The sequence below is a fragment of the Rhizobium acidisoli genome, assembly GCF_002531755.2.
In the GTDB taxonomy this organism is placed as follows: domain Bacteria; phylum Pseudomonadota; class Alphaproteobacteria; order Rhizobiales; family Rhizobiaceae; genus Rhizobium; species Rhizobium acidisoli.
Genome location: NZ_CP035002.1, coordinates 619,548 through 634,552 on the forward strand (window position 1 = coordinate 619,548; position 15,005 = coordinate 634,552).

Below are 15,005 nucleotides of genomic sequence, written 5' to 3' on the forward strand. Positions count from 1 at the left end.
GGAAAGTCGACGGCAAACAGGACCGTGCCTTTCCGGCAACCATTCCTGACAACATCATGAAATAACCGGATGGCGTGAATTAGTGCCTTCGAAATGTCCCATTGGGGGCTGAACCGTAAACCTGTTTGTCGCTTGCGCCTCCCAGGCGCTTTGACTTGCGATGCGAAAATGGTGCGGGATCGGATCGTTTTGCGGTCCCGTCCGTTATCTGTTGCCGAATCTGGTGGCGAGTAGCCGGGTATGCTCCCGTCACGATTTGAGAAGGAGAGACTTATGAATAAAATTCTTGCGACGGCGTTTGCCGCGGTATCGTTGACGGTTGTCGGCGCAGGGGCGGTCAATGCCGCCGACCTCGCCACCAGGACATATGAAGAGCCGGACCTGCGCAATGGCGTCAAGATCGGTTACCTCACCTGCGATATCGGCGGCGGTACGGGTTATGTGCTCGGTTCCTCCAAGGAGGCCGATTGCATCTTCCAGTCGACCGTCGGCAATGAGCTTTCGGATCGTTATACCGGCGAAGTGAGAAAGCTTGGCATTGACCTTGGCTTCACCACGCGCAGCCGCCTGATCTGGGCGGTGTTCGCGCCGACCGCCGGTTATCACCGCGGATCGCTTGCCGGCCTCTATGTCGGCGCCACCGCCGAGGCGACGCTCGGTGCCGGTGTCGGCGCCAATCTGCTGGTCGGTGGCACTTCCGGCTCGATCCATCTGCAGACGGTCAGCCTGACCGGCCAGCTCGGCCTCAATGTTGCCGCCGGCAGCGCCTCGATGACGTTGACGGCCGACAATTGATATGCCTTTTTTGACGCTCCCTGCCGCGATACGGCAGGGAGCGTCACGTCATTGAGGCCGATTTCGCGCCACGCAGCCCAGCCGGATCACGACATGATCGATATTCGAATGGCAACGCCCGATGAGGATGAGGTCCTTGTGGGGCACTATCTGAAGATCTGGGACAGCTACGGCACGCCACCGGAACATTACAGGCCCGATGCGGCGGCGCGGATCTTATCTTTCATCAGAAGCGGCCGCGAGGAGCGGCGTCTGACATCGTTCCTTGCCATTGTCGACGGTGAAATCGCCGGTTCCGCATCCTGCCAGCTGCATCAATCGCCATTTCCGGAGGTGGTCCGGGAAGCACAGCGGCTGCACGGTTACATCTGGTCCGTCTATGTCGCCGACGACTTCCGCCGGCGCGGCATCGCATCGGCGCTGACCAACAAGGCCGCCGACTATCTGAAATCGATCGGCTGCACCACAGCCGTCATCCATGCCTCGGATGCCGGCGAGCCGGTCTATCGGGCCGCCGGTTTCGAACTGGCCAAGGAAATGCGCCTGCAGTTTCCGGCGGAGTAAGGATCTCCCGCTTACGTTTTCGCCCGGCCGGGTGCGACAAAAGCGGCGATCGTCGCCTCATCATGGCCGGCCTCGCGCAGGAAGCGGCTGGCAAATTCGATGGCCGGGCTTCTGAGCGCATCGTCCGGTCGGATCAGATGAAAGGCCACGTGATAATCGAGCGTGCGCGCCGACACGGCGACGACGCGCCCGGATGCCAGCGCGGCATCCGATAGCGGCGGCCGGGCGAGCGCGATGCCGAGCCCTTGCGCACAGGCATCGATCACCAGATTGTAATCCTCAAAGCGGCGATCGTGGCCGCGCGGCGTATAGTCGACTGCCTCGCGAGCGAGCCAGCGGCGCCAGCCTTCGATATTCGAATCGTGCAGGATCGGCAGGTCGAGCAGCGAAAGAGCGTCGGATCGCTTACCGAGCCGGTCTGCCAGCGCCGGGGCGGCGATCGGAAACGACTTCTCCTGCCACAGCGGCAGGGCGCGCACGCCGGCCCATGGGCCTTTGCCGCAGCGGATGGCAAGGTCCGTACCTTCGCCGAAATCCGCCAGCCGGTGTTCGAGCGTCAGTTCGACATGCAGCTCGTTTCCTTCAAGCTTCGCCAGGCGCTGAAACAGCCACAACGAGGCGACGGAGGGCGTCACCGAAAGACGCACCACCGCCTTGTTGCGGCGAGGCAGCCAGCGCTCGCCACTGTTGCCGAGCAGCGCAAGCGCTTCTTCTGCCCGCGCGAAAAAACGCATGCCCTCCGGCGTCAGGCGCACACCTCTGGCTTCGCGGGCAAACAGGCGCACCCCCATCCAGCGCTCGAGGCGCGAGACCTGCCGCGACACCGCGCCATGAGTGATACCGCTCTCCTCGGCCGCGGCGGAAAATGATCCGAGCCGGGCAGCGCGGGCAAAGGTTTCGAGCGTATCGAGCGGCGGAAGAACCGGTGAGCTGTGAACCATGGACACATTTGATCATCGATTGCGATGCTTTTCAAGCACGCATCGAAGGGCTACTCACTGTTTCAGGAATATATGGAGGCGAAAATGAGCATGGCGGCAAGCACACCAATTTCGACGAAAGAGCAAGGCGGGTTCGATCTGGTGGCCTTTGCTGCGATCGTCGTCACCATCCTCTTCTGGGCGTCTTCCTTCGTGGTGATCCGCATCTGCCTCGGGCCGTTGACGCCGATCGAGCTTGCTACGGCGCGTTACGTCGCCGCCGGCGTCATCGCGCTGGTCTATCTCGCCATCTACCGGCCGATGCCGGAAAAACGCGATTCCGTCCGTCTTTCCGTTGCCGCCGTGCTTTTCATCGCCGCTTATGCGGTTCTGTTGAACACCGGCGAGCAGACGGTTGCGGCAGGACCGGCGAGCTTCATCATCAACACCATGCCGGTCTTCACCGCCCTCATCGCCACATTCGCGCTCGGCGAGCGCTTCGGCCGCTGGGGCTGGGCGGGCACCGCCATTTCCTTCGGCGGCGTGGCGCTGATTGCGGTCGCCTCCGACGGCGGCTTCAAGCTCGATCCGAATGCCGTTCTCATCCTTGGCGCAGCGCTCTGCTCGGCGATCGCCAGCGTATTGCAGAAGCCGCTGCTCGGTCGGCTGCCGGCGCTTGCCGTCACCGCCTGGATCCTGCTGATCGGTTCCGTGCCGCTGCTTCCGGCTGTTCCGGCAACGGTCCAGGCGTTGGCCGCCGCCCCGGCAGAGGTCAATTGGGGCGTTGCCTATCTCGTCATCTTCCCGACGGCGATCGGCTACCTCACCTGGGCGATCGCGCTGAAGCGGCTGACGGCCGCCCGCGCTTCGAATTTCCTCTATGGCGTCCCGCCCGTTGCAACGCTGATCGGCTTCGTCTGGCTGGGCGAGACGCCGACGGCGCTCGGTGCAGCCGGTGGCGTAATGGCGATCCTCGGTGTGCTGGTCGTCAATGTGATGCGGAAGCGATAGGCGCAATTTGCCCTGGAAGGTGATCGGGGTCTGGTCCAGACTAGCGGAGCAGCCCGTCGCGCCCAAACTCTTCCCAGCCCCGCAGCTTTGCGGAGGCTTCTTCGATGACGTCCTGCGATGCCGCAGTCGCCTTACTGTCCTTCTTCAGTGAACGCGTCAGCTTCGCCTTGTAGGCAGCTTTCCGCCTGTTCTCCATGGCAGCCGCGGCGTCCTCTTCACGCCACTCTTCGACAGCGCCCCGATCGAGCAGATCCTCCACCATCCGTGGTTCGAAGACGTGGAAGGTGATCTGCCTGGCTCGGCCTCTAAGCTTCACGGTTCGCGTTCCCGCGCTGGGCAGGCGGCCGTCCTCCAGCCAGCGACGTCTCTCGGTCGTTGATATTGTAAGGATGTCCTCGATTTCGCGCGGGATGACCGGCAGGCTTTCGACGCCTTCGAGCGACTTCGCAATGATCGCCGAGGCGTGCCGAAACTCGCTCCTTGCGCTTTCAGGCATTGCCAGCGTCAAAGCCCTCCCGCTGATATCCAGCGATTTTCGCACAGACGATGGGAGGCGCGCACGGATTTCCAAGAGGATTCCCTTGGCGCGCACGGAAGACCCTAGAGTGGCCGCGGGCGGCAGCGTCCACGTTTCGAGCAGTGCCGGGGTGTCATTCCTCTTGTTTCTCGCCATGCGCACACAGATGGGATCAAGGCGCGGCCCCGTCAACGATTACCACAATAGATACAGTGAGTCCTCGCTTCCCGCCAAGACGAACAGCTCTTGCGCCACAGCGTGGCACGACACCGGCGTTCGTGGTATTTTTAAGAACACTGGAGCAGGATCAACGTCGATGCAGACGATTGAGGATTGGCTAGGTCAACTCGGTCTCGGCAAGTACGCCGACACCTTTGTCGAGAATGATGTCGATCTGCGAGCGCTTCCTCATCTTGCCGAATCCGATCTCCAGGAGCTCGGTGTCTCGCTGGGGCATCGGAAGATTATTCTAGCTGCCATAAACGACCTTGCGCACCAACGCCCGGACGAACAGCCTCCTGCTTCGGCCGCTACCGAGGCAGTATCCGAAGCTGCGGCCGACCGGCGACTGCTCAGCGTGCTCTTCTGCGACCTGGTCGGGTCGACAGCGCTGTCAGCAGAGCTCGACCCGGAAGACATGCACGAGTTGACCCGCCATTATCAGGATAGCGTCGCCGGCGCCGTCACGCGCTTCGGAGGCTACGTCGCCAAATATCTCGGCGATGGGGTGCTAGCCTATTTCGGGTGGCCAATGGCTTACGAGGACCATGCCGAGCGTTCAATCCGGGCCGGCCTCGCGGCGATGGCCGCCGTCGACGCCCTGCAGCCGCCCAACGCAGAGCGATTGAAGGCCCGCATCGGCATCGCATCCGGGCGCGTGGTCGTTGGCAACACTGACGGCAGCGCGAAGGAGCGGGCATCGATCGCAGGAGACACTCCCAACCTGGCAGCACGCCTGCAGGCCGCGGCCGTCCCGGGCCAGATCGTGATCTCCGACAGCACCCGTCGCCTCGCGGGGCAGTCGTTCGAAATCGAGAGCCTCGGCGCGCAGGATCTCAAAGGCTTCACCTCGCCAATTGCGCTGTTCGAAGTCCGCGGTCAGCGAGAGGTGGATAGCCGTTTCGAAGCCGCGCATGCCAGCGGGCTTTCGAAATTTGTCGGGCGCGTTAGTGAGATCGGCCTGCTGCTCGAACGGTGGGAGTTGGCGAAGGCGGGGCAAGGCCAGGCGGTCTTCCTGTCGGGGGAGGCCGGCATCGGGAAATCCCGGCTTGTCGAGGCTTTCGAAGAACGCCTGCAAGAGACTCAGCATGAACTCATCCGATTGCAGTGTTCACCCTATCACGCTACCTCGGCCTTTTACCCGATCGTCGAGCGACTGAGCCGGGTTGCGTCGTTTACGCCGGCAGATGACCGCAACACGCGCATCGAAAAGTTTCGCACGCTTGTGCGCCGCTACGGCGAAAATCCTGCCGACGTTGGCGCCATCTATGCCGAGCTGCTTTCGCTCGACGTCGGCGACGAGTTCAGGCCGCCGGATCTCTCCGCCCACCAGCGCAAGGAGCTTCTCGTTCGCACATTGGTGAACCGCTTGCTGCTTGCCGCCAGGATCGCACCGGTGCTCATGGTTTTCGAAGACGCGCACTGGATGGATCCATCCACCAGCGAAGTGCTGAGAGAACTCGTCAGCCGGCTGCACGGCGCCGCCGCCCTTGTCGTTGTGACCCACCGACCGGAATGGAGCGCGAACTGGGCAGGCGGACTGGCGCAGGCCACGACGCTCTCCGTTGGGCGCCTTACCAGGCAGCAGATGCGTGAACTGATCGAATCCATGGTGTCCGACATTCCCGAACAGCTCGCCGAAAGGATTGCGGAGCGAACGGACGGGGTGCCGCTGTTCGTCGAGGAGTTGGCCCGCTCGGTCGTGGAGAGCGGGAAGCCGTCGTCGCTCAACGCAGAAATCCCGGACAGTCTGCAGGGTTCCCTGATGACACGTCTCGATCGTTTAGCGACGACGGCCAAGGAGATCGCGCAGATCGCCGCCGTAATAGGCAGGGAATTCGATCGCGGCCTTCTTTCGAAGATCGCAGGTGTCGACGACCGCGCGCTCGAGACAGCACTGAACCAGCTCGAAACCAGCCAGATCGTCGTCGAAGGCGGCGTCTTGCATGATGCGCTGGTTTTTCGACATGCGCTCATTCAGGATGCGGCCTACCAATCGCTCCTCAACCGGCGCCGGCGGCATTTCCACGAGAGGATCGCGAGGGTTCTCGTCGAACATTATGACGATGTCGCTGCCACGCAGCCCGAACTCATCGCCCAGCACTACGAGAAAGCCCAACGGATTGAGCTCGCGCTTCCATACTGGATGAAGGCTGGAGAACGCGCCCTCGCACGATCAGCCAACTACGAGGCGGTTGACAATTTCCAGAACGCCTTGGCAATTGCAGAGCAGCTGCCTGAAGGGCCTGAGCGGCAAAGAGACCTGCTCACCGCGATCCTCAAACTCGGCGACGCGCTGTTCGCTGCGGGTCGCATGACGGATTCGCTGGCGAAATACAGGCTGGCCGCGCCATTGGCCCGCAAGGCGGCCGACACGCAAGCCTTTATACGCGCAGTGATTGGCTTAGACGGTACCAAATTCCTCTCTTCGAATTCGCTTGCCGAAACGGTGCCGCTTCTCGAGGAAGCCCTCGAGATGGTTCAACCAGCGGATATGAGTTCACGGTGCCAAATTCTCAGCCGCCTTGCGCGGGCATACACCTACCTGAGCGATAGCAAGAAGGCTGCAAAATGCCATGATGAAGGAATAGAACTGGCCCTACGGGTTGGCGACAAGACCGCGCTTGTGGAACTCTCCGCTCTGCCATTTCTGACGCCGGCACCCGTCAAGTCCGTCACGGAAAGAAACGACCGAATCGCTCGCATCGATGAAATAAGGCGCCTCGCGGATGAGATCGATGACGACGATGTGCAAAGCCGAGCGCTTTCCGTTGACGCCTATGTCTCCACGGAACTCGGCGATCGCGCACGAGCCGATCGGGCAGTTGACGCGCTGGACCAACTTGGTACCGAGCGGCAGCATCTGAACGTCCAGTTCTACGCTCGCACCGCAAAAGCGATGATGGCCATCCTCGATGGAAGGTTCACCGCCGCGGAGGAATTTGCAGAAGAAGCGCTAAAGCTGGGCATGCGGATCCTTGGCGCTGCGCCGGAGGGCGTTTACGGAATGCAGATGTTCGCGATTCGACGGGAGCAAAGCCGCCTCTCGGAGGTCGCACCGGTGATCAAACTGCTGATTGAGGAAAGCCCAGAGGAAACCACCTGGTTGCCGGGTTTTGCGTTGGTTGCCTTTGACCTCGGCTATCGCGATGCGGCTCAACGGAGGTTGAGCGAGCTTGCCCGCACCCGCTTTGCCCTTCCGCTTGACGGAAAGCGAAGTGCGTCCCTCTCGTTCCTGACGGAAGTCGCCGCCGGTCTCGGCGACGCGGATGCTGCCCAGACCCTCTATAAGCTTATGCTCGACTACAAGGAGATGACCGTAACGATCGGTATGGCGACCGTTTGCTTCGGCGCGGCAAGCCGCTATCTGGGCGTGCTGGCAGCGGCGCTGGGTGAATTCGACAGAGCGTCGGAGCACTTTGAGCACGCACTCGAGATGAACGCGGCGATCGGCTCGCGGCCGTGGCTCGCACACACGCAGGCAGATTATGCGGACTTGCTAATGAAAAGGGGTAGCCGGGCCGCGATAAAGAGAGCAATGTTGCTATCCGAGAATGCCCGTTCAACCGCGGCCGAACTGGGAATGGTCCGGCTGCAAAAGCGACTGAAGCCAACGATTCATTAGAACCAACAGTTCGTTGCTTTTGGTGGGAAGAAGGTCTCGTCATGCCACGCTACATCATTGAAAGAAACTTCGCGGAACAACTCGATCTGTCGAAAGAGGGGGTCGAGCAAATCAACCTGATCAATGACCAGGAAGGAGTGAAGTGGATTTTTTCCTTTCTCAGCGCCGACAGAAAAAAGACCTACTGTCTTTACGAGGCGCCTAGTACGGAAGCCATTCTCGCCGCGGCCCGGAGGAACAATGTCCCTGCGGATGTGATCATCGAAGTCAGCGAGGAGATCGGTCCCAATATGTTTGCGTAGCGCTCCTCGGCCATGCCCGGCGCAAGGCATTGCCACGCTTCGCGTTAGAGTTTGAAATTCACCAGAGCGTGAGGGCCGCTCGGCCGGCCGGGGTTACTGCGACCGCAGGATCTAGGATCCTGTGAATGCCCCCAGATCTCCTTAGCATGCACATGCTCAAATCCTGCCCGGGGCTGCGACGACGACCCGAGCTTCCTGGCATCACAAAACCTTCGAGGCAATGTCCGTCAGATTATTCCATTTTCAGTCTTCACGAGCTGTCCTGTGGTCCAATATGCGGGTCCAAATTTTTTCACAAGGGCATCTTGAAACCGAAAATACCGAAAACCAAATCGATACCGTCGGCAGCCCAGAAGGGGGTCGACAGCCGGGGACGCAGGTTTCCGCCTCGTTCCTTTCCATCTCGCTTCTAGGAGGTTTTGGTCATGAGAACTGAGTTTGACTTCGCACCGCTCTACCGCTCCAGCATCGGCTTCGACCGGGTTTTTTCGCTGCTGAACAATCCGCAGCGCCTGCAGGCCGTCGACTCCTGGCCGCCCTACGACATCCTTAAGGTCGGTGACAATGAGTACCGAATTGTCATGGCAGTCGCAGGCTTCGAGGATGGCGATCTCGACATCACGCAGGAGCGCAACTTGCTTCTCGTCAAGGGCGGGAAGGCCGATGACGCCAAAGCTGAATATCTGCACCGTGGTATCGCCACGCGCGGCTTCGAGCGACGCTTCGAGCTTGCCGACCATGTGAGCGTGGAAAACGCTTCGCTGAAAAACGGTCTGCTGCACATCGATCTGAAACGCGAGATTCCGGGGGCGATGAAGCCACGCAAGATCGCGATTGGTGATGGCGCCCAGATACAGGTGCCGCTGCAGATCGAAGGTGAAAAGCAGGTCGCGTAAGCGTTGATCAACGGAGGCGCAGGCGACGCCTGGCGTCGCCTGCGGAAAATAATGAAAACACTCGGTTTCGATAAGCCAGACTACTTCGGCGCTGCCGATCTGCGCATCTGCCAGAGCGTCTTCGATATCGTCGCTTCGAAAGCGGGAGTGGAGCCGACATCTGAGGAGGGCGAGCGCATCGCCGCCATCGTCGTGCAGCTCTATCGCCAAGGAGTGAAAAAGCCAGACCGGCTGCGGGTTTTGGTCGAGTCCGCCCGCGGGATTAATATTGCAAATGCTGCGTGAAAGCTGGGACGCCGCACGACAGCGGCGTCCTTCGTATCGCTGTGTGATTTGAGTCCCCGTCTTGAGGTCGCGGCTCAAGCCTTCGCACTATTGTCGTGAGGCGAATTGGCTCTGCATGAGCGGATACGCGCCCGGCGGGTTGATCCATCCGTCAATCTCAAAATCGTGGATGGCGGCTTGGCTGCCCTATCGCGGGTCCGAGATGCAAAGTTTCAGGTGCAGATTTCGGTTGGTGACGGTATCCACCCGCCAAGAGTTCCCCACCGCCAAAAATGGTGGTCTTTGCTCTTGGACTGAGTGCCTAGTGATAGATAGGCATTGCGCAGGCGTTCGCTTTCTTTAAAACGAAAGCAGATCGAAAGGCGCGCCTATGTTCTTGACCGACCGACAAACTGAAATCGTGGCGATTGCGAGATCGAGCGGCAGGGTTCTGGTCGAAGAACTCGCTTCGCGCTTTTCGGTGACACCGCAGACGATCCGCAAGGACCTGAACGATCTTTGCGATGCCCAAGTGCTGACGCGCATCCATGGCGGCGCCACATTCCCGAGCGGAACCGAGAACGTCAAATACGAGGCGCGCCGGCAGATCGCCGCGTCCGAGAAACAGGCGATCGGCACGGCTGCGGTCGAGCTGATTCCGAGCGGGGCATCGCTTTTCATCAATATCGGGACGACGACCGAGGCGGTAGGCGAAGCACTCGCCAACCATCACGAGCTGATGGTCATCACCAATAACATCAATGTTGCCAACAGGTTACGCTTGTTACCGGCAATCGAGGTGGTAATCGCCGGCGGTGTCGTGCGCGGTTCGGACGGCGGGATTGTCGGCGAAGCGGCTGTCGATTTCATCCGCCAGTTCAAGGTCGATTACGCCGTCATCGGCGCGTCGGCGATCGACGTGGACGGCGCGCTTCTCGACTATGATTTTCGCGAGGTCAAGGTCGCCCAGGCGATCATCGCCAATGCCCGGCATGTCATTCTCGTTGCCGATTCCACCAAGTTCGAACGCACCGCGCCGGTCAGGATCGGCCAGCTTTCCCAGGTTCACACCTTCATAACCGACCACTGTCCGGTGCCGTCGATCCGCAATCTCTGCCTCGAAAACAATGTGAAGCTTATCGAAACGAACGGCAGGTTTCGCTGAGGGCGAGGCAGGAAGCCGCTCCGAAATGATAATCCGCGAAACATTCGTTTGACATTCGTATTCCTTTCGTTTTAACTGCCTTCACTTTCGCAATCGCGCAAATTTGTGCGATGCGAAATCACGCGCAGGCTCGGAGGGGCAATTGGGCCGGGAGATCTACGACATATTCGTCATCGGTGGCGGCATTAACGGCTGCGGCATTGCGCGCGATGCTGTCGGGCGCGGCTATGCCGTCGCGCTGGCGGAGATGAACGATTTCGCCTCCGGCACCTCGTCGGGCGCCACCAAGCTGATCCATGGCGGGTTGCGGTATCTCGAGCATTATGAATTTCGCCTGGTGCGTGAATCGCTGATGGAGCGCGAAATCCTCTGGGCGATGGCGCCGCATATCATCTGGCCGCTGCGCTTCGTGCTGCCCTACCACAAGGGCGGCATCCGGCCGGCCTGGCTGATCCGGCTCGGCCTCTTCCTTTACGACCATCTCGGCGGCCGCAAGCTGCTCCCGGCGACCGCGGTGCTCGACATGCGTCGCGACCCGGCTGGCAAGCCGCTGAAGGCGCTGTTTACCAAGGCCTTCGAATATTCCGACGGCTGGGTCGATGACGCCCGCATGGTGGTGCTGAATGCCCGCGATGCCGCCGACAAGGGGGCGACCATCATGCCGCGCACCAAGGTGGTGTCGGCAAGACGCGAAAACGGCCTCTGGCACATCGAGACCACCGATACAGTCACCGGCCGCAATGACAGCCACCAGGCCCGCATGCTGGTCAATGCCGCCGGCCCCTGGGTCGACCATGTCATCCGCTCCGCCTTTGGCCAGAACGAGGCTCACCACGTTCGTCTCGTCCAAGGCAGCCATATCGTGGTGAAGAAGAAGTTCGACGACCCTCGCGCCTATTTCTTTCAGAATCCCGATAACCGCATCATCTTCGCCATTCCCTATGAGGGCGACTTCACCCTGATCGGCACCACCGATCGCGATTACACCGCTGATCCCAGGGATGTCCGGATCTCCGAGGAGGAGACCGTCTATCTCTGCAATGCCGCCTCGGAATATTTCAAGGAGCCGGTCAGGCCGGAGGATATCGTCTGGACTTATTCGGCGGTCCGGCCGCTTTATGACGACGGCGCCTCGAAGGCGCAGGAGGCGACGCGCGACTACGTGCTGAAGCTGGAGGGCGAAGGAAATGCGGCGCCGCTGCTCAACGTCTTCGGCGGCAAGCTCACCACCTATCGCCGGCTTTCCGAACACGCGCTGGAGAAGATCGGCGCTGCGATCGGCGTCAAGGGCGCCCCGTGGACGGCCAAAAGCCATCTGCCCGGCGGTGACTTCCCGGTCCGGGGATACGATGCCGAGGTCGCCGATCTGAAACGGCGTTATCCGTTCCTCGCCGATCGGCATGCCCGCCGGCTGGTCCGCCGCTACGGCACGAGGACAAGGGCACTGCTCGGCGAAGCCCGCGGCCTCGACGATCTCGGACGGCTGTTCGGCGGTGATCTCTACGAGGCCGAGGTCACCTATCTCGTTGAACATGAATGGGCCCGGCACGCCGAAGACGTGTTGTGGAGAAGGACAAAGGATGGTCTGCGCCTTTCGAAGGAGCAGGCTCAGTCACTGGAGGAGTACATGGCTGCCATACCGGCGATGGTCGGTTAGGCGGCGTGTGGTCCCCGCTGCGTGGAGGCACGGGAACAGGAATGCTGGAACTGCGGAAGGCCGCAAAGATGGTGGGAGGAGACTATCATATCCACCCGACCGATCTTGTTTTTGAAAGAGGAACGCTGAACGTTCTGCTTGGGCCGACCTTGTCGGGCAAGACTTCGTTGATGCGTCTGATGGCCGGCCTTGATCGGCCGACAACCGGTACGATCCATTTTGATGGTGCTGACGTGACAGGTATGCCTGTCCAGAAGCGCAACATCGCCATGGTCTACCAGCAGTTCATCAATTATCCGGCATTGACGGTCTACGAGAATATTGCCTCGCCGCTGCGGATTGCCGGCAAGGATGCCAAGGTCATCGATCTGGAGGTGCGCAAGGCTGCAGAACTTCTGAAACTCGGTCCCTATCTCGATCGCACGCCGCTCAACCTCTCGGGCGGCCAGCAGCAACGCACGGCGCTTGCCCGTGCACTGGTGAAGAATGCGAGCCTTGTCTTGATGGACGAGCCGCTTGCCAACCTCGACTACAAGCTGCGTGAGGAACTGCGGCAGGAATTGCCGCGGATCTTCGCGCTGTCCGGCGCGATCTTCGTCTATGCCACGACGGAACCCTCCGAAGCCTTGTTGCTGGGTGGCAATACGGCAACGCTCAGCGAGGGCCGGATCACCCAGTTCGGCCCGACGGTCGAGGTCTATCGCCATCCGTTCGATCTGACGACGGCGAAAACCTTTGCCGATCCGCCGCTGAATTTTATTGATCTGGTCAAAGCGGAAGGCAATTTCCTGCGCGACGGCGCTCTGATTTTTGCCGTGCCGCCGCATCTTCAGAATGTGCCGGACGGGCCGGCAACCGTAGCGTTTCACCCGCATCATCTTGCACCGACCGCCCAGACGGCTGGTTCGGCGCGGATGACGGCGCGAACACAGGTTTCGGAGATCACCGGGTCGGAAAGTTTTGTCCACCTGCAATTTGCCGACACCCGCTGGGTGATGCTTGCGCACGGCATCCACAATATCGAGCCGGACACGGACATCTCCGTTTTCATCGATACGCGCCACCTGATGGCATTCGGCGCGGACGGCCGGGCAATCACCACCGCCAGGCAAGGGGGCTAGGAGAAAATCATGGCACGTGTCACCCTCGATCATATTCGCCATGCCTATGGGCCGAACCCGAAGAGCGAGAAGGACTACGCTCTCAAGGAAGTGCATCACGAGTGGAACGACGGCGGCGCCTATGCGCTCCTCGGACCTTCGGGCTGCGGAAAGACCTCGCTGCTCAATATCATTTCCGGCCTCATTCAGCCGTCAGAAGGGCGAATTCTCTTCGACGGACAGGACGTCACGAACCTGCCGACGCAGCAGCGAAATATCGCGCAGGTCTTCCAGTTTCCGGTCATCTACGACACGATGACGGTCTACGATAACCTCGCCTTTCCCCTGCGCAACCGCGGCGTGGCCGAGGCGGATGTCGACCGGCGTGTCCGCGAAATCCTCGAAATGATCGACCTTTCCGGCTGGGCAAAGCGGCGCGCGCGCGGCTTGACGGCGGACCAAAAGCAGAAGATTTCACTCGGCCGCGGCCTCGTTCGCTCGGATGTGAACGCCATTCTCTTTGACGAGCCGCTCACTGTTATCGATCCGCATATGAAATGGGTGCTGCGATCGCAGTTGAAGCGGCTGCATAAGCAGTTCGGTTTTACCATGGTCTATGTCACGCATGACCAGACGGAGGCGCTGACCTTCGCCGACAAAGTCGTGGTGATGTATGACGGCGAGATCGTGCAGATCGGCACGCCGGCCGAACTCTTCGAGCGTCCGAGCCATACCTTCGTCGGCTACTTCATCGGTTCGCCGGGCATGAACTTCATGCCGGCCAAGGTGGAGGGCAATACGGTTCGCGTCGGCGAGCACGCGCTGACGCTCGACTATGCGCCAAAGACTTCGTCAGCGGCCAAGGTAGAGCTTGGAATCCGGCCCGAATTTATCCGGATCGGCCGCGAGGGCATGCCTGTGACGGTCAGCAAGGTGGAAGATATCGGCCGGCAGAAGATCGTCCGCGCACAGTTTGCCGGCCAGCCGATCGCAATCGTCGTTCCTGAGGACGAGGAAATTCCGGCTGATCCCCGAGTGACCTTCGAGCCATCGGGCATCAGTATCTATGCCGACTCTTGGCGCGCCGGACGGGAGGCTTGATCATGGAAAAAACCTGGAACAACAAAGCCTGGTTTCTGGTTCTGCCGGTCCTCGTGCTGGTGGCTTTCTCGGCTGTCATTCCCTTGATGACGGTTGTGAACTATTCCGTTCAGGACACTTTCGGAAACAACCAGTTCTTCTGGAACGGAACCGACTGGTTTATCGAAATCCTGCATTCCGACCGTTTCTGGGCCGCCCTGCAGCGAAACCTGATTTTTTCGCTGATCATCCTCGCGCTGGAGATCCCGCTCGGTATCTTCATTGCGCTCAACATGCCGAAATCAGGCATCGGCGTGCCGGTTTGCCTGGTTCTGATGGCACTGCCGCTGTTGATCCCGTGGAACGTGGTCGGCACGATCTGGCAGGTGTTCGGCCGCAACGACATCGGTTTGTTCGGCTATTACGTCAACGCCCTCGGCATCGATTACAACTATGTGCAGGATCCGCTCGACGCCTGGGTGACGATCATCATCATGGATGTCTGGCACTGGACGAGCCTGGTCGTCTTGCTCTGCTATGCCGGCCTCGTTTCCATTCCGGATGCTTTCTATCAGGCAGCCAAGATCGACGGTGCGTCCCGTTGGGCGGTGTTCCGCTATATCCAGCTGCCGAAGATGAAGCGCGTTCTGCTGATCGCCGTGCTGCTGCGTTTCATGGATAGTTTCATGATCTACACCGAGCCTTTTGTCGTCACCGGCGGCGGTCCAGGCAACTCGACCACTTTCCTGTCGATCGATCTGGTCAAGACCGCCCTGGGGCAGTTTGACCTCGGTCCGGCAGCTGCCATGTCGCTGATCTATTTCCTGATCATCCTGTTGCTTTCGTGGGTGTTCTACACCGTCATGACCAGCCACGACGCGGAGAATTGA

The 15,005-nt window shown here is 60.5% G+C and carries 14 protein-coding genes; 12 read left to right on the forward strand and 2 right to left on the reverse strand.

The genetic code is table 11. From position 1 onward, the window contains the following. The first annotated feature begins 273 nt into the window (after positions 1-273). Positions 274-795: a DUF992 domain-containing protein gene (locus CO657_RS35310; protein ID WP_003595792.1), complete on the forward strand. Its 522-nt coding sequence runs from the start codon at positions 274-276 to the stop codon at positions 793-795. A 93-nt stretch (positions 796-888) separates the two neighbouring features. Then, a complete protein-coding gene (locus CO657_RS35315) occupies positions 889-1,359 on the forward strand; it encodes a GNAT family N-acetyltransferase (RefSeq protein WP_054184990.1) in 471 nt (156 codons plus the stop codon). Between the two features lie 11 nt (positions 1,360-1,370). On the opposite strand, the gene CO657_RS35320 is transcribed toward CO657_RS35315, so the two are convergent. Continuing rightward, complete coding sequence (locus CO657_RS35320) at positions 1,371-2,300, reverse strand: LysR family transcriptional regulator (protein WP_003595796.1); 930 nt, start codon at positions 2,298-2,300, stop codon at positions 1,371-1,373. Between the two features lie 72 nt (positions 2,301-2,372). Here CO657_RS35320 and CO657_RS35325 point away from each other — a divergent pair, with 72 nt between their 5' ends. Beyond that, positions 2,373-3,290, forward strand: coding sequence for a DMT family transporter (locus tag CO657_RS35325; RefSeq protein ID WP_054185014.1), 918 nt, complete (start codon positions 2,373-2,375; stop codon positions 3,288-3,290). Between the two features lie 40 nt (positions 3,291-3,330). On the opposite strand, the gene CO657_RS35330 is transcribed toward CO657_RS35325, so the two are convergent. Continuing rightward, positions 3,331-3,963 carry a hypothetical protein gene (locus CO657_RS35330; RefSeq protein ID WP_054185013.1) on the reverse strand — a complete coding sequence of 211 codons (633 nt, stop codon included), beginning with the start codon at positions 3,961-3,963 and terminating at the stop codon, positions 3,331-3,333. 160 nt (positions 3,964-4,123) lie between these two features. Between CO657_RS35330 and CO657_RS35335 the strand changes: the two genes are divergently transcribed. The 9 genes from CO657_RS35335 to CO657_RS35375 all read left to right on the forward strand — a co-directional run bounded on the left by CO657_RS35335 (position 4,124) and on the right by CO657_RS35375 (position 15,005). Beyond that, on the forward strand, positions 4,124-7,651 hold the full coding sequence (locus CO657_RS35335) for an AAA family ATPase (RefSeq protein ID WP_054184989.1): 3,528 nt from the start codon (positions 4,124-4,126) through the stop codon (positions 7,649-7,651). 41 nt (positions 7,652-7,692) lie between these two features. Then, on the forward strand, positions 7,693-7,953 hold the full coding sequence (locus CO657_RS35340; RefSeq protein ID WP_003595804.1) for a DUF4242 domain-containing protein: 261 nt from the start codon (positions 7,693-7,695) through the stop codon (positions 7,951-7,953). Between the two features lie 425 nt (positions 7,954-8,378). Next, the gene (locus CO657_RS35345; protein ID WP_054184988.1) at positions 8,379-8,849 is read left to right on the forward strand and encodes an Hsp20 family protein; all 471 of its coding nucleotides are present in this window, start codon (positions 8,379-8,381) and stop codon (positions 8,847-8,849) included. A 51-nt stretch (positions 8,850-8,900) separates the two neighbouring features. Further along, positions 8,901-9,134 (forward strand): hypothetical protein, encoded by a 234-nt coding sequence (locus tag CO657_RS35350; RefSeq protein WP_054184987.1) that lies wholly within the window; start codon positions 8,901-8,903, stop codon positions 9,132-9,134. Positions 9,135-9,504: 370 nt separating this feature from the next. Next, positions 9,505-10,278 (forward strand): DeoR/GlpR family DNA-binding transcription regulator, encoded by a 774-nt coding sequence (locus tag CO657_RS35355; protein ID WP_054184986.1) that lies wholly within the window; start codon positions 9,505-9,507, stop codon positions 10,276-10,278. A 142-nt stretch (positions 10,279-10,420) separates the two neighbouring features. After that, on the forward strand, positions 10,421-11,935 hold the full coding sequence (glpD, locus tag CO657_RS35360) for a glycerol-3-phosphate dehydrogenase (protein ID WP_054184985.1): 1,515 nt from the start codon (positions 10,421-10,423) through the stop codon (positions 11,933-11,935). Between the two features lie 41 nt (positions 11,936-11,976). Next, positions 11,977-13,056 carry an ABC transporter ATP-binding protein gene (locus CO657_RS35365; RefSeq protein ID WP_054184984.1) on the forward strand — a complete coding sequence of 360 codons (1,080 nt, stop codon included), beginning with the start codon at positions 11,977-11,979 and terminating at the stop codon, positions 13,054-13,056. 9 nt (positions 13,057-13,065) lie between these two features. Continuing rightward, entirely contained in the window at positions 13,066-14,136 is a 1,071-nt protein-coding gene (locus CO657_RS35370) for an ABC transporter ATP-binding protein (RefSeq protein WP_054184983.1), read from the forward strand. A 2-nt stretch (positions 14,137-14,138) separates the two neighbouring features. Next, complete coding sequence (locus tag CO657_RS35375) at positions 14,139-15,005, forward strand: carbohydrate ABC transporter permease (RefSeq protein WP_003595818.1); 867 nt, start codon at positions 14,139-14,141, stop codon at positions 15,003-15,005.